The organism is Halalkalibacter sp. APA_J-10(15) (assembly GCF_023017105.1).
GTDB lineage: Bacteria > Bacillota > Bacilli > Bacillales > Bacillaceae_D > Halalkalibacter.
The window spans coordinates 1-21,512 of record NZ_JALKEV010000027.1 but is presented as its reverse complement, the minus strand read 5'-3'; the positions used below and the strand labels follow the sequence as shown (position 1 = coordinate 21,512).

Here is a 21,512-nt window from a genome sequence, read left to right as displayed (position 1 = left end):
ACGTCTCCATCTCGATAATTTGATTAATATTCGACTCGACCTCGCTTAATCCTAAACGAAGAGCGTTCATCTCCTTTTTTTGTTCTTCCACAAAGCTTTGCACTTCTGAAAGGTTCACTTTTAAATTGGCCACTGTCCACCTCCCAAACAAAGAAAAGATACCGCCCACATGGAAAACGAAACAACCAATTTACTAGACTTCCATACTTCTCTTAATCGGATGTGACTTAAGAAGAAATAGCTTCCATATTTTAGGGCTGTATCTACATTTATGACAGAGTCATATATTTCTTTTACCTTACATTTCTCATCCGTCATTCAATTACCATTATAATCCATGTTATATTTTAGATTATATAGGTGTAAATTTCCGTTTTGGAAGAGGATAAAAGTCCTAGGAATTATACATTCAGATTAATAATAGCGATGTATGAACTTCAGAAAGATGAGCTAGGAAAAACCCTAATTATAACTTTAAATGTCACGGTCTGGAGAATAAGATTGTGAATTAATGTACTTACGCTAACGCGTGAGTTGAAGAAGAATTAAGTGATTTTTGGATTGAGATCAAATTTTAATTATCCCATTAAAGGGCTTATATAGTACCCGATCAAAAGTATTGATATGGTGCACCGTTAACCTTTGTTTATATGTAGTCATAGATAAGATTGACTTGGAGCCTCTGTGAGTATGATTAGTCCTGAAAGACTGAAGCAAGTGTTTCAGCAGGCAAGCCCCTCCTCCAAGTAAAGTCCTATCGTTGTTTACGTTGGAAACTTTAAACTATAGGGAAAATCGGCTTTTTTCATTCCAAAATTCTCTTAGCGTATGTTTTCCGCGTTTTGTTGGTAGAACCCCGAAATGACCCTGTATCTACAGTTTCGCATTTCAGGTTATCCCTATACTGTAACGGCGTTACCCCCGTCCATTTCTTGAAGGCGTTGCTGAATGCGCTCGGTTCCGAGAAATGGAGAGCATATGCAATTTCACCTATAGAGATATGCAATTGTTCCAAATAACCGATGGACAATTGCTTTCGCACACGAATAGACAATTCGTTATAAGAAGTTTTCTCCTCTTTCAAACGAAGTTGTAACGTTCTCACACTCATTTGAAAGTGTTCCGCAGTTTGCCGTAAGGTCGGATAATGGGTGGGAAGACAGTGTTCCAACCATCGTAATACTTCATCAGAGAACGATCCTGTCACTTGTAACTTCTCAATGGCTTCTTTGGCAATCGTTTCGAATACGAATAACAACCTTGTATCGGAATACAGAACCGGATTCTCCAACAAGTCCTTACTCATACACAGCATTGTGGAATTGTCTCCAAATGTGGGAATCACTCCGAACACAGTTTCATATGGATGTATTCCCCCCGGTGACTCATGCATAAACCTGACTTCATGCAACGGAACCGTTCGATTACACAGAATTCCGATCAGACGGTAGAGCGAAGTAGCCATCCCCTCTGCACAATGGCGGGGAAAATTCCAGTTAGATTGGGTAAACATGCGTATTCTCACATCTTCATCTACGATCTTCCAATCCAGATTGAATCCGCTGCATAACACTTCATTGTAAGTCTGAAACGACTTAAGTGCAGCTTCTATGTTATTACAATGCATCATGACGTATCCGAGCACGCCCAAATCGGCAAATTCCGTAAACTCGCCCATCTGCAATCCGAAATAATCATCCTGTGTATAGACCGCCGCCGCGTTTGTCAATCTCTCTAACTCCATTGTTGGGATACGCACATCCTGCTGCGTCAGAACAGTGCTGTCAAACGATACATACCGGAAAAACGAATCTGTGTCCACGCCCTTATGGACAAGCGACTTCATGATTGGATACAGCATGGTAACAGAAACTCCCAAATCGATCACCGAATTCTCCCCTTTGCGTGATTTATCAAGTAAAAGTACGTTGTTGATCATTTCATTCAGCTAGTTGCCAGTATATACTAAGGTTGCTTTTTCACTATTATATCACAATGAAATTACCAGGGAGGTAAAAGCAATGAAATCGAAAATGCTTGTCATTAACGGCCATCCGGATGCACAGAGCTACTGTGCATCCTTGGCCAAAGCATATACAGAAGGAGTTCAAGAGAACAGCAAAGCTCAAGTCCGAACTATCGACTTAAGCTCAATCTCCTTTGACTTGAATCTGCAACATGGATACGGTAAGCGAACGGAACTGGAAAATGAACTTCTTGAAGCACAGGAGATGATCCGATGGGCAGATCACCTGATATTCGTTTATCCGATATGGTGGGGGAGCACGCCGGCTGTTCTGAAGGGTTTTATCGATCGGGTATTCTTGCCTGGGTTCGCATTCAAATACAGGCAGCATTCACCGTTATGGGATAAGCTTCTATTGGGTAAATCTGCGCACCTGATCGTTACGTCCGACACCCCTGCCTGGTACAATCGACTCGTGTACCGTCGGGCCGGTCTGAATGTCATGAAGCGAAACGTACTTCATTTCTGCGGTATCAAACCAGTACGCATAACCGAGATTGGCCCTATCAGACCATCTACATCTGGTCAGCGGGATAAATGGATTGCTCACGTTCGAGAGCTTGGTGCCAAACTCTCCTGATTTTCATGTATGCTATTTAGCCCCAAAATGAACTCGGACACTACACCCCTTATCCCGATACAATAAAATCAAGACGGAGGGGAACGCCATGACAAGAAAACAAAATGACCTGGATTTCAAGAAAAGGGTTGTCGCCAAAGGTAAAAAAATCGGCATTATGACCGCTGCAGCCCGGCAACATGAACTGGATCCCAAGATGGTGCTTCGATAGGCCAGAGAATTGGAGCGTGCAGATCTCGATCAGTTAGATGGAACACGCTATAAGCAAGCGACCTTTGTTCCTACAGCCTCTAATTATGCAGCGCTTGAAAAGAAACATGAGAAATTGATAAAGCTGTATGCTGAACAGGCATTGGAACGGGAAATCCTTCGAGACCTGTTAAAAAAACGAACCCAGGCTTGCGGATAAAATAGAGATTGCCCAAACATACATTGACCAAGGAAATCCCGTACGACTTGTACTGCGCATCCTGGAAGTGGAGCGCTCCACGTACTATGCATGTTCAAGCACAACCGCCCTCTCTAGCTGAAAAACAAAAGCCAAGCAGTCAGGCTAGAGAGCAGAGTCCTACGTACAAGAACCGCCTGAACTGCGGGGATACGTTGGAGCGTTCAACGCAGGAAGCTCATGACTTTTAGTCATGAGAGATTCAATAAAAAAATAAAGTATAATTAATTGGACGGAGGGCATTATGACTATTAAAACAGGAAGCTTTATCTTTATAAGAGTTTTTTTGGGGTTGATATATTTATGGGTAGTTGCTGACCGTTTAGGCATCTTGGGTCCAGTTGGAAATCTAGGTGTGGTCTGGGGAAACTTTGATAACTTTTTGGAGTATACAGCTACTTTGAACCCTTGGTTCCCAAGAGTAGTGTCTGATATCCTAGGTTATTTTGTAACCTTCTTAGAAGTTGTGCTTGGTGTTTTATTGATAAGTGGTATTCGCTTAAAAGAGACTGCTTTAGCTAGTCTTGCCCTGCTTTTGGTATTCCTATTGAGCATAATTATCTCGATCGGTTTTAAGGAAGCTTTTGATTACATTGTTTTTACGGTAGTTGTTGCAGTAGCTTCGGCACTTCTTTACAGGGAAGCAAAAAAGAGGAGGCCGGGGTGGGTTTAGCCTATTTCGTTTTGAATCGGAATCCACTTCGCTGAAAGTTTTAAAATTTCAGATAGAATCTGATTCTTTGTTTCTACGATGATATCCATACAATTTTAATGCGAATAAAGTAGCAAGTTTACATTCACTACGCCCTCTTATTCAATAATACTAAAGGTCGATGATTCCTTAGCGTAGGGAAAATCGACTTCTTCCCTACCAAAATTCTCTTAGTGTGTTTTTTCCGCGTTTTGTTGGTAGAACCCCTAATAGCAAATATTTATATGAGCCTTCTTTCGCTTAGCCCTAATCAATGTACTTTGACAATTTCCATTCTCTAATAAACCTAAAGCATGCTCTATTTGTTTCTTATCATAAACTTTTAGTCATCCCTCACGAAAATTTGATTTCTGTTTTGTTATTGCCTTCCCTTCTTGAGTACGCTCTACAATCATATCTCTTTCAAATTCAGCAAAACCGCTCATGATCGTTATTATTAATTTTCCAGTTGGTGTGTTCTCTATCAATCCCATATTTAAAATATGTACTTTGACTCCTTTATCAAATAATTCTCGAATAATTTGTATAGCATCTCCTGCTGATCTTGCAAATCGATCGAGTTTTGTCACTACAATTGTATTTCCTCATTTACCTTAGAAAGTAATTTTGGAAACTCTGATCTCTCTTTTTTTGTTCCTGTATATTTTCCAGAAAAAACATCTTCACAACCTTGTTCTTTAAGCGCCTTTATTTGTGCTTCTAAATCTTGACCGACAGTACTAACTCTTGCATATCCATACTTCATTCTTCACAACTCCAAACAGTCAATTTTTACAACTAATAATGATACTAAGTTATGACACCTATGTATATACTGATATTACAACATTGTCACTTTAACCGATAATTTGCGTATATTTTGAGTGTTATTTTGCACATCCAACTTTAAAAACCCAGCTACCTTCACATTAGAAGATTAGCTGGGTTTCTTAATTATTTACATTCAATCATTTATAGAACTATTCGAGTAAAAAAGCTACTGCTCATTGTTCAGCAATCGGGCTGATTGTTGAAGAAAGAATCGATAGGTATTAGGTACTAAAAGGAAACTAGCTTCTTGCACTAACGCTAACCCGTTAGTTTAAGAACATTTGTATTAGTAAGGTAACTTTTTTATAGTGCTAGTGCTCATTCAGACACTCAGTATCACCTTAACTTAAGAATTACTTTCCCTTTAGCTTTACCTGTCTCTGTATACGCTAAAGCATGTTTAGCTTCTTCAAAAGGAAACACTCGGTCAATTGTTGGTTTCACTGTTCCTGCTTCTAAAAGTTCTGATAAAATATCTAACTGTTGCCCACTATGTTTCATAAAAAGAAAGGTGTATTTTATATCATACTTTTTTTCCAATCCAGTTATTTTTGAACTGGCTAATGAGAGAATTATTTTCTTAATTAGACCAAGTCCCATTTCTTTTGCGAAACGACCATTCGGAGTTCCAGCGATAGAAACAATTTTACCCCCTTTTTTTACTGTCAAAAATGACTTCTCTAATGTTTCACCTCCAACACTATCAATTACTGCGTCATAATCTTTTATGACGTCTTCGAAATTCACAGATTTATAATTAATAATTTTATCTGCTCCAAGTGATTTGGTTAATTCAATTCCTTCGCTAGAAGTCGTTGCAACATACGCTCCCATTTCTTTTGCTAGTTGTATAGCAAAAGTTCCTACGCCGCCTGAGCCAGCATGAATGAGAACTTTTTGACCGTTTTTCACACTCAATATATCGTGAAGTGCTTGGTATGAAGTTAATCCAACTAAAGGGATAGAAGCTGCTTCTTCAAAACTAAGGTTTTTAGGTTTTAAAGCAATATCTGCTTCATGAACAGATAGATATTCTGTAAATGTACCCATCTTTTCTGAACGAGGACGACCGTAAACTTCATCACCCACATTAAATTTGGTTACCCCTTTACCAACTTCGACAATGGTTCCACTAAAATCGTTCCCTAATGTTAAAGGCATGTCGTATTGCAACAAAAGTTTTAATTCGCCTTTACGTATTTTTGCATCAAGGGGGTTTATACTCGCTGCATGTATTTCCACTAACACCTCATTATCTCTTATTCTGGGCATTGGTCGTTCAATAAAAGTAGGATCTTTTTTATATCCTTCTATTACAAATGCTCTCACGCCAAAACACCTGCCTCTCTACATTAATTACTAGTAAATTCCTGATTTTATTGTAAAAACAAAATATCCTGAGACTTCATCATTCTCTTTAAACGCAAACATTATGAAACTCCCCCAAAACTTGAATAGATATGGGAAAGTTTCATTAATCATTCCTGCTGTTTATATGCCAGTTATTGTTTCATAGAAGGATAATCGATATATCCTTCCGCCCCGCCAGCATACATTGTATTTCGGTCAGGTTCGTTCAATAGTGCGCCAACTTTTAAACGTTCCACCAAATCAGGGTTTGAGATTAACCAAGTTCCTACGGTAACAACGTCAGCTCATTGTGGAACGTGTCCTTTTACCTTTTGTTTGAAATCTTGGACAAATCACTGAATTAGTAATTTGTATTAGGAGAGATGTGGGTATATCGCAGATACACCACCGGCAAAATCTCTTTGGATCTTTCGACTCACGTCATCAGCAACAATTTCAAAGCTGTCGGATTCTAATCCATCAATAGCAATTTTTGCGATATCCTCAGGGTTGGATTTGGGAACTTCTAAGCTCGACGTCATGTCTGTCTCCATGAAGCCTACATGTAATCCAGCTACTCTCACATTTTGAGGATAGAGATTTAAACGTAGGTCGTTCGTCAATGCCCACTCTGCCGCCTTTGCAGCCGTATAAGCGCCAACAGATCCCGAACTAATCCAAGATAATGCGGAAAGAATATTCAGAATCGATCCTCCCCCATTATTTGATAGAATCGGTGCAAAAGTACGAACCATGGAAAGTGTGCCAAAGAAATGCGTATTAAACTCCAAATGTATTTTATCGAGATCACCGTCAATCAAAGAAGCACCTGTAGACGATCCTGCATTGTTGATCAAAAGCGTAACATCCTTAGCTACCATAGCGGCTGCAGCTACCTCTTGAGGGTTGGTAATATCAAGCTTTACAGGAATTACACCGGGAATGTCAATGGACTCCGGATTTCTTGCACCAGCATAAACCTTAGCCCCTCTGGATAGAAGTTCAAGTGCTAAATGGCGTCCAAAACCTCGGTTCGCGCCGGTGACAAATGCGACTTGTTCAGAAATTTTCATTTTTATGTGTCCTTTTATTATTTAATTTTGGTACAACAAAATGTCTTCCTCCTCAAAACTACGCAAGTAATGATTTCCTTAAGGAAAAGTTTTGGACATAGGCGAGTCTCACTATATGGGAATGGTCATTCTAAAAAGCACAAAATCCTTTTATGGAGAGAGCTTTAAGTAAGGCAAGACTTATATTCGAGAACGAACATTCTAAAAAGCACAAAAAAATGATCACTTCATGGAGAAAGCTTAAGCAAGGAAAGATTCATATACGAGAACGATCATTTTAAAAAATCCATAAGCAATGATATCTTCTTAGGAGTAAGCTTTACTACAGCTCAGACTTACTCATATAGGAACTATTATTCTAAGAATAAAATAATTATTTATTTAAAAGTTTTATGGATAAATTGGCTATACCGTGTAGTTTTTCTTTTGGAATGGAGGTTCTTGTCATTACCCTTAACCCAACACATACAGTATGCAGATGTTCCGCCAGTTCGCCGCCATCGTAATCTGAGGTAAATTCTCCCTCCTCCTGCCCCCACAGAATAATATCCTTGAGTAGCTGCTCTGATAGTGTGAACGATTCAGTGGACTTTGAATCCACGTAGGCATCGCGCATTGCCAATTCCACCGCCGAATTTACCATTAAACAGCCTGAAGGCGAGTTCTCTTCACCATATATCATGAAACTAAAAATAAAGTGAAGAGCCTCCGCTGCAGTTTTGGAGCGTTTAACTTCTCCCGTAAGCTCAGCTCTGACTTTATCGCGAAATCGATCCATAGCTTTCAAAAACAGCGTATGTTTGTCGCCAAATGTGTCATATAAACTTCTGCGATGGATTCCCATATGCTCGACCAGATCGGTCAAGGATGTCTTCTCATAACCTTGTGCCCAAAAGAGCTTCATCGCCTTGTCTAATACTACGTTCTCTTCGAATTCTTTGTTTCTTGCCATTCTATTTTCCTCCTCCCATCGAAAATATAACATATTGAGAACGATCGGTAAAGAAAATAAGCATCAAAATCTTCATAGTAAACTAAGTTGAATTTACAAATAGAACAACCTTGTTCTTTATCGATAAAACCTTCAAAGTCAAAGTCATCAATAATAACTAAGTCATTTTTTTCTTCTATTTTCATAGGTCCTCCCTTAATTTTACTATCGCACCCGTTATTTAATGATGGTTATAGTGGCTGATTTCAAGTATTGATAGATATAGTCCCTGACTTCTTGTTCCTCTACAATTCGGGACCCTCCACCCGGGCATCAACCTTACATATCCAACTACAACCATGGCATTAAAGAATAGTCTGTTTCATGAGGGTGTCCCAAAAGCCTAGCTTTTGGTGACACCCTCTTTTCTTATACTAATTAATTGATGTAAACGTAATGGGTTCGCTCGAATCGCTCTAGGCGGACGATTTCCGCGGGCAACGCTTCAGCCTCCTTTGGGGAAACCACCCTGCGGGGTCTTCAGCTGTTCCTTTTCCCGCTGGAGTCGCCACCTGCCACTCTTTCGAGCTTTTTTAATAAAATTGAAAAATAAAGAAATCGCCCCTTTTGGTATAATTAAAGCACCACACCAAAACCATACCAGGAGGCGATTTCTTTATGAAACATGATCATATTTCTTTCCAAGATTATAACATGGATCAGCTTTACTTACCAATGGATCTTGAAGTTGAAATCCCAATCCATCACGTTTGCCGTATTATCAATCAAGCCGTTGAAGAACTGGATCAAACTATTCTCTATCAATGTTATGATGGCGGTGGTCGTCCTCCTTACCACCCCAAAATGATGTTAAAGATTATCCTCTATGCCTATACACAGAAAATCTATTCCTCGAGACAAATCGCGAAACAGCTCAAGGAAAACATCTATTTTATGTGGCTTGCTCGTCACCAAAAACCTGATTTTCGCACTATCAATCGTTTTCGCTCCGAGAAGATGAAAGACATTATATATGAAGTTTTCTTTTCCATTGTTGATCTCCTTCGAAATCACGGTCTCGTAAAGTTAGAAGACTACTTCCTTGACGGCACCAAGGTAGAAGCTAATGCCAATAAGTATACGTTCGTCTGGCGAAAAGCCACAGAGCGATATGACAGCCAGCTTAACCAAAAATACCACACGATTATGCAGGGTATTGAAAAAGTGACCCGGCAAGACGAGGAGGCCGCAGGAGAGTTGGACGAACAAGAGAAACTAGAGGCTGATCCAATTACTTCTGAAGATATCCAACAGTCTATTGACCATCTCGAAAAGAAATTGGCTGAAGAACCAAAAAACCGTGAGGTTAAAAAAGCGAAGCGTCAGCTTGAGAAGGACCTTCTTCCGCGAAAAGAAAAATATGAAAAACAAAAAGAGATTCTGGCGGGGCGAAAAAGCTATTCTAAAACCGATACGGATGCCAGCTTTATGAGAATGAAAGACGATCACATGCGCAATGGCCAACTCAAGCCTGGTTATAACATACAGACAGGAACCGAAAACCAGTTTATCACTGGGTTTAGTCTTCATCAGCGCGCCGGAGATCCTGGTTGCCTAAAACCCCATTTTGAACTTTTAGAGAAGTACGGACGACCTCTGCCGAAGCACCTGATAGCCGACTCAGGATACGGTAGTGAGGAAAATTACTCCTTTTGTGAAAAGAAGCAGATGGAAGCATTTGTGAAATACAGTACGCTTGATAAAGAACAGACTAAAAAGTTCAAAAATCAGGTTGGACGGGTGGAAAACCTTCAGTATGATGAGGATGAAGATGAGTGGATATGCGCCAATAATAAACGTCTCACGTTTCAGTACAGTACAAATCGCCAAACAGAAAACAGCTATACGACCACCAAGCGTGTGTACCGGTGCGTGGATTGTCACAGCTGCCCTTTCCAGGAAGTATGCGCTAAAGGGAAAGATACCAAGACCATTAGTGTTTCTATGAAAAACCAGGTGCTGCGTAGACAGGTTCGTCATCGACTGAACACAGAAACTGGCAGTCAGCTTTATCGGCGGAGAAAGTGTGACGTAGAGCCTGTTTTTGGACAAATAAAATATAACCGAGGTTTTGATCGGTTCCATCTGAGAGGCCTTTCCAAAACTACGCTGGAATGGGGTCTTCTTTGTATTGCCCATAACTTTCTGAAATGGGAAACAAATTTGAAATTCAAAGAACAAAAAGAAAAAAAGAGAGAACAGATGGCAGGATAACAGCCATCTGCCCTCAAAACGATAAAAAATAAAATGAAATATCTTCTAAAAAAAAGAGGCCGTCCACAAAGAGGCTGGGACAAAACCCAGTAAATAAAAAATAGAGAGGCGCTCATCCCAATGTTTGGGTTCGAGTGCCTCTCTTTATTTTTATACTCACTAAACTTTGCCGTTTATTTTTCTACAATCAACTATTTTTTAATAATTATTCCATTTTCCACACTTAGTAATGCAGAATCGTTTACTTTTTCTTTTACTTCAAAAGTTGTAGCTCGTTATTCACTTTTTCCTTCTTTCTTCGTTTGGATAAGGGTTATCATCAAACCAGTTAATCCCGCAACAAAGAAAGGTGGAATACTCCACGCAAGATAACCCCATTGTCCTGTAAACCTTGATATAGAAGTAATTACCAATTGTGAACTTATTAGACTTTTTTGTATTGTACTTAATTAACAACCGAAAGCTTCACAATAACCGTCAGGATTCCAACCTTCTTCATACCGGTATTTTTCCCAAGTATTCCCTCTTTTATCTTCCCCTTCGAAAATCTCTCCTCCATCGACTTTAACTGGATTCCCATTACTGCTTGAACCACTAGATGATGATCCATCACTAGAACTAGATTTTGAACCGCTACCGCTAGATGATGAACCACTATCAGAGTTGCTTCCACTAGATGAATTACTGCTCGAACTACTAGAAGACGGTTCGCTGCTACTGTTTGAGTTACTCCCACTAGAAGAGGAATCGTTTGATGAATTACTTCCATTCGTACTATTATTGTTGCTAGAATCGTTTGAAGAAGTACTACTATTAGATTTACTGTTAGTGCTAGTAGAAGTATTTTCACTTGATTTAGTTCTATTGAATTGACGATCAGTACCGTTCGAGTCACCGGAAGTAGCATTACTAGTTTTAGCAGAATTATCATTTGCTTGACTAGTTTCTTGAGAATCCTGGTTTAATTCCATATCTTCTTCTTTTTCAATCAAATTCAAAACTTCTGCTAAACGTTTTTTCAAATCTTTTTGGAGAGCTTGATTTAAAATAACATCTGTTGCTTCCTTCGCTTTTTTATATAATTCTCTTGTCAATTCTCTTTCTGCTTCTTCAATAAATGCTGTCGCTATACTTAAATCTATAACTTGAGCTTTTATGGTATCAAGATCCTCAGAATTTTTTTGATAAATATGTATATTGAATACCTCTAGTTCATGAACCTTCACTTCTAATTCTTCGACTTTTTCAATGTCTATATTCTGTATGATGACACCATTTTCGATTAAATGACCTAGTTCTTTCTTAACTTTGAATGCTTGCTCAATGTTGACTAATTCCTCTAATAATTCATTTCTGCCAGACGTATTTTCGATTCGATTAATGAATAATTCAACTTCATTAATAGCTTCTTGACTAATAGTATCCACCAGATCTGTTTGATCTTCGTTGTACAACGATATCAGTTCACTTTGTGCGTGCTCTAATATTTCTATTCTTTCTTGCTGCCTTTGGTTTTCTTGATAATGAGCAAATGCGTACATGCTTGATCCAGCAATCACAATTACGGTAACAGCACTGATAATTAATACTTTTTTAAGCTTCATCCTTCTCCCCCCTACTATAGTTGTTATATCAATCAAAATTTAGTAGTTCTTTAGAATCATAATTACATATTGGGTATTTTACATATTTATACGTTATCTTGTGTACAAATAATAAGAGGCTACGCTAAAATATGACATATGACCAATTAAATAGTACAATATTACTAAAATAGTAAGTTGAAATGTTAATTATGATAAAATCATTTACCACCATAAAAAAATCAAAAAAAGAATCATTTGATCACGTAATTCATTCTAATTATTTCCATTTCAAAGCTATTTTACAGGGGATTGCTGCACTTAAAAAAGATAATGGTTGATTAAGGCTTCGATTCTGATCTAGCTATGGGAAGTATGAATAATTCATGTGAAAAACAAAACATAAAGAATTATGGGTCTTCGGAATATAAAGTGGAATTACTTTTTTAATAATTTGAAACAATTGGTGTTTAAATCGGATTATCTGGTGGAATGTTGTGACAATCAATAGTAACATAATAGTATCAATCAAATACGAATGATACTTTGTGAAAAACTAAAACACTGTATCAGGGTATTCGAATTATTGTATGGAAGAATTTAATATAGATCTTGTGAAACTAACGAGGCAAGTTAGTGAAAGAGCGGTGTTTAACTTGTGTTCAACAATCTGGCCAGATCGTTGAAGAAGCTTTTTATAAAACGGATTTCTTAAACGTAATCGGATCGGAACACAGGAAAATAATCTGAAAAAAGTTGACTATACTGAACCAATCGTTTACAGTGTAGTTATTAAAAGACGGAAGGGTGAAAAAAGTACATGATTCAATAATTCTAACTTAAAGAAAAATCGATTATATTTTATATTTACTTCAGAATGGGTTTCTATGCTAATCTGAATCTTGAAATATAATTTTATCGATTGTTTTTCTGGGATAGGATTATTGAATGTACTTTATAGGAATTAAAAACGGCCTTAAAAAAGCAAACCTATTTTAATTCTGTACTATGAATTACACTATCTCCTATCTCAGAAAATGAGCATAGGAGTTTTTTGCGTTCAAAATAATTGGGAGGAATGTAAATGAATTTTTATTTAGAGGAGTTTAATTTGTCTATTCCCGATTCAGGTCCATACGGCATAGCTTCATCAGAAGACGGAAAGGTATGGTTCACACAACATAAGGCAAACAAAATCAGCAGTCTAGATCAGAGTGGTAGAATAAAAGAATTCGAAGTTCCTACCCCCGATGCTAAAGTGATGTGTTTAATTGTATCTTCCCTTGGAGACATTTGGTTTACAGAGAATGGTGCAAATAAAATCGGAAAGCTCTCAATAAAAGGTGGCTTTACTGAATATCCATTGCCACAGCCGGATTCTGGCCCTTACGGAATAACGGAAGGTCTAAATGGCGATATATGGTTTACCCAATTGAATGGAGACCGTATAGGAAAGTTGAAAGCTGATGGGACTATTTATGAATATGATTTGCCAAATAAGGGATCTTATCCTGCTTTTATTACTTTAGGTTCGGATAACGCACTTTGGTTCACGGAGAACCAAAATAATTCTATTGGAAGGATTACTAATACAGGGAAATTAGAGGAATATCCTCTACCAACAAATGCAGCGACTCCAGTGGGTATCACTAGTGGTAACGATGGTGCACTCTGGTTTGTCGAAATTGTCGGCAACAAAATAGGTCGAATCACTACATCTGGTGAGATTAGCGAATATGATATTCCAACTCCAAACGCACGTCCAAACGCTATAACCGCGGGGAAAAATAGCGAAATATGGTTTACTGAATGGGGTGCAAATCAAATCGGCAGAATTACAAACGACAAAGCGATTCAAGAATATCAACTCCAAACAGAAAAAGCGGAACCTCATGGTATTACCTTTGGAAGAGATGGATCTGTATGGTTTGCATTAGAATGTAACAAAATTGGGAAGCTGAATTTGAACGAATGAGATTGGAGTGAGCAATGTTTATGAAACCGCAAAATCAGCAAGGCCCCAATCCAGAAGAAACATACCCTATAGAAGGTAATAAACATGTTCAATTTATTAAACCATCTATTACAAAGCATAATATTTTAGTTGGGGAATATTCCTATTACGATAGTAAAGATGGTGAATCTTTTGAAAGCCAAGTTCTTTATCACTATGAATTGATTGGGGATAAACTAATATTAGGGAAGTTTTGTTCTATTGGACCCGGAACGACATTTATAATGAATGGGGCTAATCATCGTATGGATGGTTCAACATTTCCATTCAATCTTTTCGGAAATGGTTGGGAGAAGCATGCCCCTACATTGGAAGACCTGCCTTATAAGGGTAATACGGAAATTGGAAACGATGTTTGGATTGGACGAGATGTGACAATTATGCCCGGTGTAAAAATAGGAGACGGGGCTATTATTGCAGCAAAATCGATTGTGACAAAGAACGTTGATCCTTATTCAGTTGTTGGCGGTAATCCTTCACGATTAATTAAGAAAAGGTTTTCTAAGGAAAAAATTGCAGCATTACTAAAAGTAAGGTGGTGGGACCTAGAGATAGAGACGATAAATGAAAATATTGATTGCATCCTGAATGGTGATATAGAAAATTTTAAAAGAAGTTAGAAAACGAATTTTGTTTAGGTTATTGATGTTAAACAAACGGTCGCAATTGTATTGTTGAATAAGTCACTTTCATGTTCAATTAACGGGTTGCATTAGTTAAGCAAAGTCTACAAAAGGAACATTTCCACACTATTTTCCGATCACTTATTATATAAATGGTTTATGGAATGTGCTAAGAGCGATTGTGGTCACGAAAAATATTTAACAATAATGATTTCGAAATCGAAACTATACTTGATACCTTAACACCAGTTTATGGCAAAATAAAAGTACTGAGAATGGCAGCCTAAAAGTACATAAGTTGTCGGCTAAACTATGTATTTTTTACTTGCCAAACACAACACCACAAAGCAGTAAAGGATGAACAATATGTCAGACCTATTATTCCTACCAGACCTTAAAACAATAGAAGAGCCACAAGAAAATGAAACCGATATGATGTTTAAAGTGGAAGCAATCAAACCACCTGAACGTTGTCCTGAATGTGGATTTGACAAACTGTACAAACACAGTTCACGAAAACAACTAATCATGGACTTGCCTATTCGTTTAAAGCGAGTAGGCTTACAAGTAAACCGTAGACGTTACAAATGTCGTGAGTGTGGCTCCACATTTTGGGAACGCCTTTTATCTATTGACGAAAAGCGTACTATGACTAAAAGATTGGTAGAGTCCATTGAAGAGCAATCCATGTCTAAGATCTTTGTAGAAGTAGCCGAAAGCGTTGGTGTAGATGAAAAAACCGTTAGAAACGTTTTAAAGATCATGTGGCATTCAAAGAAAGAGAATACCGATTTGAGACTCCTAAATGGCTTGGAATAGATGAAATTCATATTATCCGTAAACCCCGTCTTGTACTCACTAATGTTAAACGAAAAACTATCTTTGATATTAAGCCTAACCGTAAGAAAGAAACTGTTATACAACGGCTTTCAGAGATTAGTGATAGGCATTACATTGAATACGTCACAATGGATATGTGGAAGCCTTACAAAGATGCAGTAAATACTGTCTTACCACATGCTAAAGTAGTTGTAGATAAATTTCATGTAGTTCGTATGGCTAATCAAGCCGTAGACAACGTCAGAAAATCACTTAAAGCGAATATGACTACAAAAGAAAGGCGTACTTTAATGCGTGAGAGATATATCCTTCTCAAACGTAAACATGACTTGAATGAACGAGACGCATTTCTTTTGGAAACTTGGGTAGGTAATATCCCTGAACTGAAAGAAGCTCATGAACTCAAAGAAGAGTTTTACTGGATATGGGAAACAGCTAACCCAGGTGAGGGCAGAGATCGTTTTAGATATTGGAGAAAACGTTGTTTATCGAGTAAATCTAAAGACCCTTTCAAAGATCTTGTGAAAGCCGTGGACAACTGGCAAGATGAAATCTTCAACTACTTCGACAAAAGACTCACTAATGCTTATACAGAGTCCATAAACAGCATTATTAGACAAGTTGAACGAATGGGTAGAGGCTATTCATTTGAAGCATTACGAGCCAAGATACTATTTAACGAGAATCTTCATAAGAAACGTAAGCCCCGATTTAATTCAAGTACTTTCAGCATGGCTATGTTATATGATACTTACAATTGGGATGTAGTAACAGACCACGTCATAACAGGCAACTATGGTGTAGATTTTTCCACACTTATTAAGAAATTGGAAAAGGGTGAATTATAAGCCCTTTTCCACCACAAAATCCGAACACCCAGAATTATTTAATAATTAAAAATGGGAGGGTGTTTTATGTCTGGAACTCTTAAAAATGATGATATTAATTTCAAAAAATTTGGGGAAGTAAAACTTGAGGAATATCAAGAGTATATTAAGGGGCAGTTGGAAGTATTGTTCCCAAATTCGGATGTTAAAAAAGAATGGAATGCAATGAGAGAAGAAAGGGCATTAAATATTTACTCTCCTAGAGTAGATGTTGCAGTTGGCCCTTTTGCAACTCATGGACGGTATGGGATGGACTACGACGAAATGTTTAACGTAGACAGCACCTGTGAATTTGTACAACACTTAATTACTTATAACCGGGATAATTTGAATCGTTACGGGGACTTTGTGGAAGCCGACACTTATGAAAGTGTCATATATCAAAACTCAAATGCAAGGTGTTTTATGGCAATAGAAATTGAGAACAAAGTAAGTAGGAAGCACCTAATGGGTGGTGCCATTAATGCATCTGCTCTCGGTAGATTAGGTGTAGTAATTCCCTGGACAGATGATAAGTTAAAAGCTTTTGTTAGACTAGTTCGTTACTTGCATTTTCTTAAAAAAGTAGATAAAAATACGTTTAATACTACAAATTTATTAATCGTCACAAAGGAACAATTTCATACTGCCCTGTCTGATGTAACAAATGTGTAACTAGCCAGTTTTCTTTTGACAGCTATTTCATCTATTTTAGTAAGCAGCTGTACTTTAATCCATAAGGTGCTTCTACGCTGTCTAAGGTCAACCAATATCAATTACTCAATTCTACACTTCGTTCACAAAAGATCATATCTACTTCGACTCATCTAGATCCTTATATAGTTCATATAAATCAAGCAGTTGTTTACCCAGTTCACTATTATAATCCCAGGTGTCAACAATTACTCGTAGATAGATAGGACTATGACTTTCTGATTCAATCATTCGTTCGATATCTTGATAGAATTGCTCTAATTGATTAATCGTCCCATCTTTGCCTTGACCTAATTTATGAGCATTTAATTCGCCTTCTAACTGCTTTTTAACGATCGTAGCTTTTTTGATGAAGGACAAAGTTTTATTACCTTGTCTGGATTTGTTATATGCCATTACGATTCTCTCCTTCAATATACATGCGATTCATAAACAAGAATCAACACTTTTATCTGAGTTCTGACCTCGATTTTACTACCTCTTATCAGAAAACAGTCTACTAACACAAATCATGAAAGGAATATAAGCCAAGCCAGTCAAGGTTTCCAATATGATAATCATCTTTCACTTCTCAAATATGTGATGTAGATCATGTTTGATTCTATCTAAACCTTTATTTGCTTGTAATCGTTCTTCGTAATCATCTTTCCATATAAAATAATCTGACAAACCCACTCGTGGTTGATTACTCTTTGCATATATTTCTTTTAATTTATCAATTAGTTCGTTTAAATCCCTATCATCTTGGTGGCTATCACTATAGCCTTTAATCAATTCTACACCTAATTTCACTTGATTAAGAAAGTATACAGACTCTGACCCTTGGTCATTTTCTTTCTCTAAAATTGTAATTAATTGTTGAAAGAGGTCTTGTATCTGCTTTATATTTTTATTCATATCCAACACCTTTTAAATATTTTTCTTTTATACTAGTGTCTCTATTGTACTCACGTACCTGACTTATCCTTGATAAGCGAACATATTCCTATGAGTAGACTCTACTAAAAATTCTCTAAAATAGCCTTATATAAATAATATGAAGCGAAATATCATTTTAACGATGTTTACTATTATTTACAAATCTTAAAAGTAGAGCTTTCGGAAGAAAACAGGAGATCGTTCTTTTGTAAAAAAGAGCGATTTTTTGAATTTTTCCCGATATGAGGTAACCACAGCGTAGCTACTATTACCCGCAATGAGATATAATAAATAGAAGATTAGTAGTCAAATTATGAGACAGCTAAGTCCCAACCACTAAGAAGTGGCAGTGTTAAGTTATAAAAAACAAAAATGATGCAATGAAAAGTTGCGAATATAGAGTACTATTAATAGAATTAATTTTTTTGGAGGAAAAATATGAAGAATCATTTATTTTTACCATTTACAATATTATCTTTTTTACTATTCCTAGTTGGTTGTAATTCGCAAAATGATGCTGTTTATAAATTCGAAGGGATGTCAATGGAACCAACAATCAGCGATGGGGATAAATTTGAAGTAGACAAAAACTATTTTCAAAAGCATGATATTAAAACAGGAGATATCGTAGTGTTTAAAATGAATGAAGATATTACACATACCAAACGGGTAATCGGTCTTCCTGGAGAGTTAATAGAAATAAATTCTGGGGAAATAACTATTGATGGTAAACCACTAAATGAATCATTTATTTTTAACATAATGCACGACAGCGAACAGCTAAGCATGCAACTAGGGGAAGATGAATACTTCCTTATCGGGGATCAACCCCTTTATTCTAAAGACAGTCGACAAATGGGACTATTTACAAAAAAATCAAATAATTGGAAAAACAATCAATATCAAAAAACAAGATTAAACTCCGACATGTTTGTATAATTTGAGTTTGAAATATTCATATTCATAAAAAAATCCCTGAAGTTATATCCAGGGATTTACTTATTTTTCTAATTGATATAGGAGTGTATTTGAACCACAGCTAGTTGCAAAAAGAAAAAAAAAGACTTTTCAGCTATTGAAGATAAAATCTTATCTATGTATGCACGAGGAGTGTCCCAACGTGATATTTCCTCCACTATTGAAGGCATTTATGGTTTCTCGGTGTCACACGAATAGTAACGGTACGTCCTTCATCATTGCTAAAACGCAATTCTAACGTTTGAGTAGGCATGCTTTTCACCTCCAATCAATTCAACTTTTTCTAATTACATAAGAATATGACTGTCTACAACTTCTACATCTAGTAAATCGGATTCAGACAGTGAACTTAGTGCAAGGCCAACTTCAAAAAGATCCTCAGGCTCTGCTTTAAGGTTCACTTGATAATTGGCACGACGTAGAATATTACTACCCTCATGGTCCTGACCATCAATCATGACTAATGTTAAACGTGATGGGCTGCCCTATTACTATTAAATACAAAAATAGCCGGAGGGATTTCCCACCGGCTATTTTTATTGTATAAGTCCACAAATAAATAATCAATACCTTTTTGAAAATATTACCATAAACAAATATTTAGCGTAGTAAACTATAATCGAATTTTCAGTAGGTTTTAAAAAGGAAAGGTCTTCTGTATAAAATTAATAATCCAAAGCCTTTTAAAGCTTTTATTTAGTAAATTTTATAAGTATCTTAGAATAATTGAACTCACACAGCCTTTCTTGTCAAAAACGGATTCTACTTGTCCCCAAGTATACTGATAAGGTTCCTGTCCTAAAACAGATAATAACCATTTGTCATGACTTTCTTTCTTTTTCATCTCTTTTTCTTCCGACCAATTCTCCCAAGATAGCTCTTTATCAGCTTCAGACAAATGTATCTCTTTCAGTTTTCCCTTAAAGAACAAAGTCAACAGAAAGATTTTACCGTTTATTTCTTGTGTATCTTTTAATAGATAATTGGGATCAACACTTCCTCCTTTGTATAGCGATGTAGCCATAAGTTCATTAGGAGCTATTTTAGAGTTTAATACTATATTTCCATTATCCAATAATATTGAACCTGTTCGTGAATCAATCATTTTTATTCTTCCCATCTATCAATTAGAATGCGTACGACGTTGAGAATAACTGATTTAAGAATCGACTAGTCAATTAATACGATTATTCCAGGAATAAACATTCAAATAAACGATACTCTAATTTTCAGTTGCCCTCCTATGCTGTATTAATACAAGTTCATAGAAGTAGTCAAATGCATCCGATTCACTTTCAAATACCTTAATAATATAATGCCCTAATCGTTCACCTGTCTTATATATTTTCCACTCCCCATCGACAAAGCAGCACCCCATCACATATGATGCATCAGTAATTGAGTTCAATTCAATATCAAACTCACCTAAATTTAAATTGTTTTCTTTGTATTTTTTCAAAAATTCAGTTTTAGTCATCATTCACCCTTCAATAATGATTATATCTTCCATGAACACTGACTTCTCATTGCTAAGTAAAATCCTAAAGCTATCATCTTCTACTAACCAACCTGTAGCAGACATGCCTAACTCTATGATCCATGCGGAGCATACTAATAGAAACCTTGAAAGTCAAATAGCCAGTCAAGGTTTCCAACAGAATGACTATTACCTTTCAACCTCAAATGGAAGTCTTACCTAATGATCCGCTCAAAAGGGTGGCCTGTACCATCGACTCCTTTAATATTATTCATATAATGCTAAAAAGGTTATTTCACAATAGTCAACTTCTTCATCAATCCACTCTTTTGTTCAACTTCAAATCGTCTTCCCATAAAATCAGTTACAAATAATGTTCCATTAGAATCAATATGAATACCTACTATTGGAGCACATTGATACTCTGGATTATTTTTTGGAGGAAAATTCTTAATTTGCCATTGAATCTTTCCAACTTCGTTCACAGCATAGACATTTCTTAACTCACTCTCACCCATTTTTATATTCGAAGGGATAGCCAATCTGACAAAAATATATTGTTCATTTTGTTCCACTTCAGCAATATCATATTTAAAGTCTACGACTTTCCCGAAAACATCTAGTTTATTCTTAGTGTATTCTACTTGAATCATTATTTTAGACCACTCCAATCTGAAATTTGACCTAACTCTTTAAATTCTCCAATAAATTGTCCTTTTAAATCAAATTGTATTCCTCCGCCATTGTGGCCAAATAGAGGGTTAACTTCTCCTAATCTAATATTACTTCCTTTAGGTATAGTAACTTCTCCAACATATTCTGGTAAATACGGTAAAGCAAACTTATCTTGAATTTGAGCAGGGGTTAGTCCTTTAATATCTTCAGCTTTCATAAGCCAGCCACCATGCAATCTTGAATTTGTTCCATCATACACTCTAACAAATGTAGTATCTGACAAAAGCTCTATATCTTGAACTACCGTTTTCAAAGTATATGGTGGTTGTTCATATCTTTGTTTAAACCAAAAATCATTTACACTTTCTGCTGATTCATATCTGTGTAACTTTACTTGGTTTTTCGTCATCAATTGACTATCTAAATAGTCATACCCTTTTAATTCTATCTCGGTAGATGTTTTGTTTACCTGTCCAGAATTAATATTACTATCACCCTGCCCCCCCGAATTCACTCTCGGTCCCGTATTCAACTGGTTTGTTGTACTTCTCAGCGTTGTGCCTGCTAAACTACCACCTGCAACAATTCCGGCTACTCCAATACTATTTAACCAATGTTCC

Annotated in this window: 19 protein-coding genes and 5 pseudogenes; 11 read left to right on the top strand and 13 right to left on the bottom strand. The window is 36.8% G+C overall.

Annotated features, from left to right (window positions below; genetic code table 11):
* Positions 1-805: 805 nt before the first annotated feature.
* Positions 806-1,888 (bottom strand): AraC family transcriptional regulator, encoded by a 1,083-nt coding sequence (locus MW695_RS21305; protein ID WP_247107496.1) that lies wholly within the window; start codon positions 1,886-1,888, stop codon positions 806-808.
* Between the two features lie 133 nt (positions 1,889-2,021).
* Here MW695_RS21305 and MW695_RS21300 point away from each other — a divergent pair, with 133 nt between their 5' ends.
* The 4 genes from MW695_RS21300 (at position 2,022) to MW695_RS21290 (ending at position 3,727) form a co-directional block, all read left to right on the top strand.
* Positions 2,022-2,606, top strand: a complete 585-nt coding sequence (locus tag MW695_RS21300) for an NAD(P)H-dependent oxidoreductase (protein ID WP_247107495.1) — start codon at positions 2,022-2,024, stop codon at positions 2,604-2,606.
* A gap of 88 nt (positions 2,607-2,694) precedes the next feature.
* The gene (locus MW695_RS22805; RefSeq protein WP_260505952.1) at positions 2,695-2,817 is read left to right on the top strand and encodes a hypothetical protein; all 123 of its coding nucleotides are present in this window, start codon (positions 2,695-2,697) and stop codon (positions 2,815-2,817) included.
* A 9-nt stretch (positions 2,818-2,826) separates the two neighbouring features.
* Positions 2,827-3,015: a hypothetical protein gene (locus MW695_RS21295; protein ID WP_247107494.1), complete on the top strand. Its 189-nt coding sequence runs from the start codon at positions 2,827-2,829 to the stop codon at positions 3,013-3,015.
* A 283-nt stretch (positions 3,016-3,298) separates the two neighbouring features.
* The gene (locus MW695_RS21290; protein WP_247107493.1) at positions 3,299-3,727 is read left to right on the top strand and encodes a MauE/DoxX family redox-associated membrane protein; all 429 of its coding nucleotides are present in this window, start codon (positions 3,299-3,301) and stop codon (positions 3,725-3,727) included.
* 245 nt (positions 3,728-3,972) lie between these two features.
* On the opposite strand, the pseudogene MW695_RS21285 reads toward MW695_RS21290, so the two are convergent.
* The 4 genes and pseudogenes from MW695_RS21285 to MW695_RS21270 form a co-directional block, all read right to left on the bottom strand.
* Positions 3,973-4,511 (bottom strand): annotated as a pseudogene (locus tag MW695_RS21285) (recombinase family protein).
* A 401-nt stretch (positions 4,512-4,912) separates the two neighbouring features.
* Positions 4,913-5,905, bottom strand: a complete 993-nt coding sequence (locus MW695_RS21280; protein ID WP_247107492.1) for an NADP-dependent oxidoreductase — start codon at positions 5,903-5,905, stop codon at positions 4,913-4,915.
* Between the two features lie 395 nt (positions 5,906-6,300).
* Positions 6,301-6,999, bottom strand: coding sequence for an SDR family oxidoreductase (locus MW695_RS21275; protein WP_247107491.1), 699 nt, complete (start codon positions 6,997-6,999; stop codon positions 6,301-6,303).
* 373 nt (positions 7,000-7,372) lie between these two features.
* On the bottom strand, positions 7,373-7,951 hold the full coding sequence (locus tag MW695_RS21270; RefSeq protein ID WP_247107490.1) for a TetR/AcrR family transcriptional regulator: 579 nt from the start codon (positions 7,949-7,951) through the stop codon (positions 7,373-7,375).
* Between the two features lie 657 nt (positions 7,952-8,608).
* Here MW695_RS21270 and MW695_RS21265 point away from each other — a divergent pair.
* Complete coding sequence (locus MW695_RS21265) at positions 8,609-10,204, top strand: IS1182 family transposase (protein ID WP_247107489.1); 1,596 nt, start codon at positions 8,609-8,611, stop codon at positions 10,202-10,204.
* Positions 10,205-10,653: 449 nt separating this feature from the next.
* On the opposite strand, the gene MW695_RS21260 is transcribed toward MW695_RS21265, so the two are convergent.
* Positions 10,654-11,808, bottom strand: coding sequence for a hypothetical protein (locus MW695_RS21260; RefSeq protein ID WP_247107488.1), 1,155 nt, complete (start codon positions 11,806-11,808; stop codon positions 10,654-10,656).
* A 1,063-nt stretch (positions 11,809-12,871) separates the two neighbouring features.
* Between MW695_RS21260 and vgb(B) the strand changes: the two genes are divergently transcribed.
* The 4 genes and pseudogenes from vgb(B) to MW695_RS21240 all read left to right on the top strand — a co-directional run bounded on the left by vgb(B) (position 12,872) and on the right by MW695_RS21240 (position 16,805).
* A complete protein-coding gene (vgb(B), locus tag MW695_RS21255; RefSeq protein WP_247107487.1) occupies positions 12,872-13,762 on the top strand; it encodes a streptogramin B lyase Vgb(B) in 891 nt (296 codons plus the stop codon).
* A 20-nt stretch (positions 13,763-13,782) separates the two neighbouring features.
* The gene (gene vat(C), locus MW695_RS21250) at positions 13,783-14,421 is read left to right on the top strand and encodes a streptogramin A O-acetyltransferase Vat(C) (protein WP_247107497.1); all 639 of its coding nucleotides are present in this window, start codon (positions 13,783-13,785) and stop codon (positions 14,419-14,421) included.
* 369 nt (positions 14,422-14,790) lie between these two features.
* Positions 14,791-16,112 (top strand): annotated as a pseudogene (locus MW695_RS21245) (ISL3 family transposase).
* Between the two features lie 66 nt (positions 16,113-16,178).
* Positions 16,179-16,805, top strand: coding sequence for a hypothetical protein (locus MW695_RS21240; RefSeq protein ID WP_247107486.1), 627 nt, complete (start codon positions 16,179-16,181; stop codon positions 16,803-16,805).
* A 138-nt stretch (positions 16,806-16,943) separates the two neighbouring features.
* On the opposite strand, the gene MW695_RS21235 is transcribed toward MW695_RS21240, so the two are convergent.
* The gene (locus MW695_RS21235) at positions 16,944-17,240 is read right to left on the bottom strand and encodes a hypothetical protein (protein ID WP_247107485.1); all 297 of its coding nucleotides are present in this window, start codon (positions 17,238-17,240) and stop codon (positions 16,944-16,946) included.
* A gap of 168 nt (positions 17,241-17,408) precedes the next feature.
* The gene (locus MW695_RS21230) at positions 17,409-17,741 is read right to left on the bottom strand and encodes a hypothetical protein (RefSeq protein WP_247107484.1); all 333 of its coding nucleotides are present in this window, start codon (positions 17,739-17,741) and stop codon (positions 17,409-17,411) included.
* A gap of 459 nt (positions 17,742-18,200) precedes the next feature.
* Here MW695_RS21230 and lepB point away from each other — a divergent pair, with 459 nt between their 5' ends.
* Positions 18,201-18,701 (top strand): signal peptidase I, encoded by a 501-nt coding sequence (gene lepB, locus MW695_RS21225; protein ID WP_247107483.1) that lies wholly within the window; start codon positions 18,201-18,203, stop codon positions 18,699-18,701.
* An 88-nt stretch (positions 18,702-18,789) separates the two neighbouring features.
* A pseudogene (locus tag MW695_RS21220) lies at positions 18,790-18,935 on the top strand (transposase); the annotation flags it as partial.
* Positions 18,936-19,027: 92 nt separating this feature from the next.
* On the opposite strand, the pseudogene MW695_RS21215 reads toward MW695_RS21220, so the two are convergent.
* The 5 genes and pseudogenes from MW695_RS21215 to MW695_RS21195 all read right to left on the bottom strand — a co-directional run.
* Positions 19,028-19,204: pseudogene (locus tag MW695_RS21215) on the bottom strand (DUF1659 domain-containing protein); the annotation flags it as partial.
* A 242-nt stretch (positions 19,205-19,446) separates the two neighbouring features.
* Positions 19,447-19,860, bottom strand: a complete 414-nt coding sequence (locus MW695_RS21210; RefSeq protein ID WP_247107481.1) for a hypothetical protein — start codon at positions 19,858-19,860, stop codon at positions 19,447-19,449.
* A gap of 102 nt (positions 19,861-19,962) precedes the next feature.
* Positions 19,963-20,217 (bottom strand): hypothetical protein, encoded by a 255-nt coding sequence (locus MW695_RS21205; protein ID WP_247107480.1) that lies wholly within the window; start codon positions 20,215-20,217, stop codon positions 19,963-19,965.
* Positions 20,218-20,507: 290 nt separating this feature from the next.
* On the bottom strand, positions 20,508-20,870 hold the full coding sequence (locus tag MW695_RS21200; RefSeq protein ID WP_247107479.1) for a DUF7957 family protein: 363 nt from the start codon (positions 20,868-20,870) through the stop codon (positions 20,508-20,510).
* Positions 20,870-21,512 (bottom strand): annotated as a pseudogene (locus MW695_RS21195) (hypothetical protein); the annotation flags it as partial. The gene MW695_RS21200 and the pseudogene MW695_RS21195, both read right to left, overlap by 1 nt.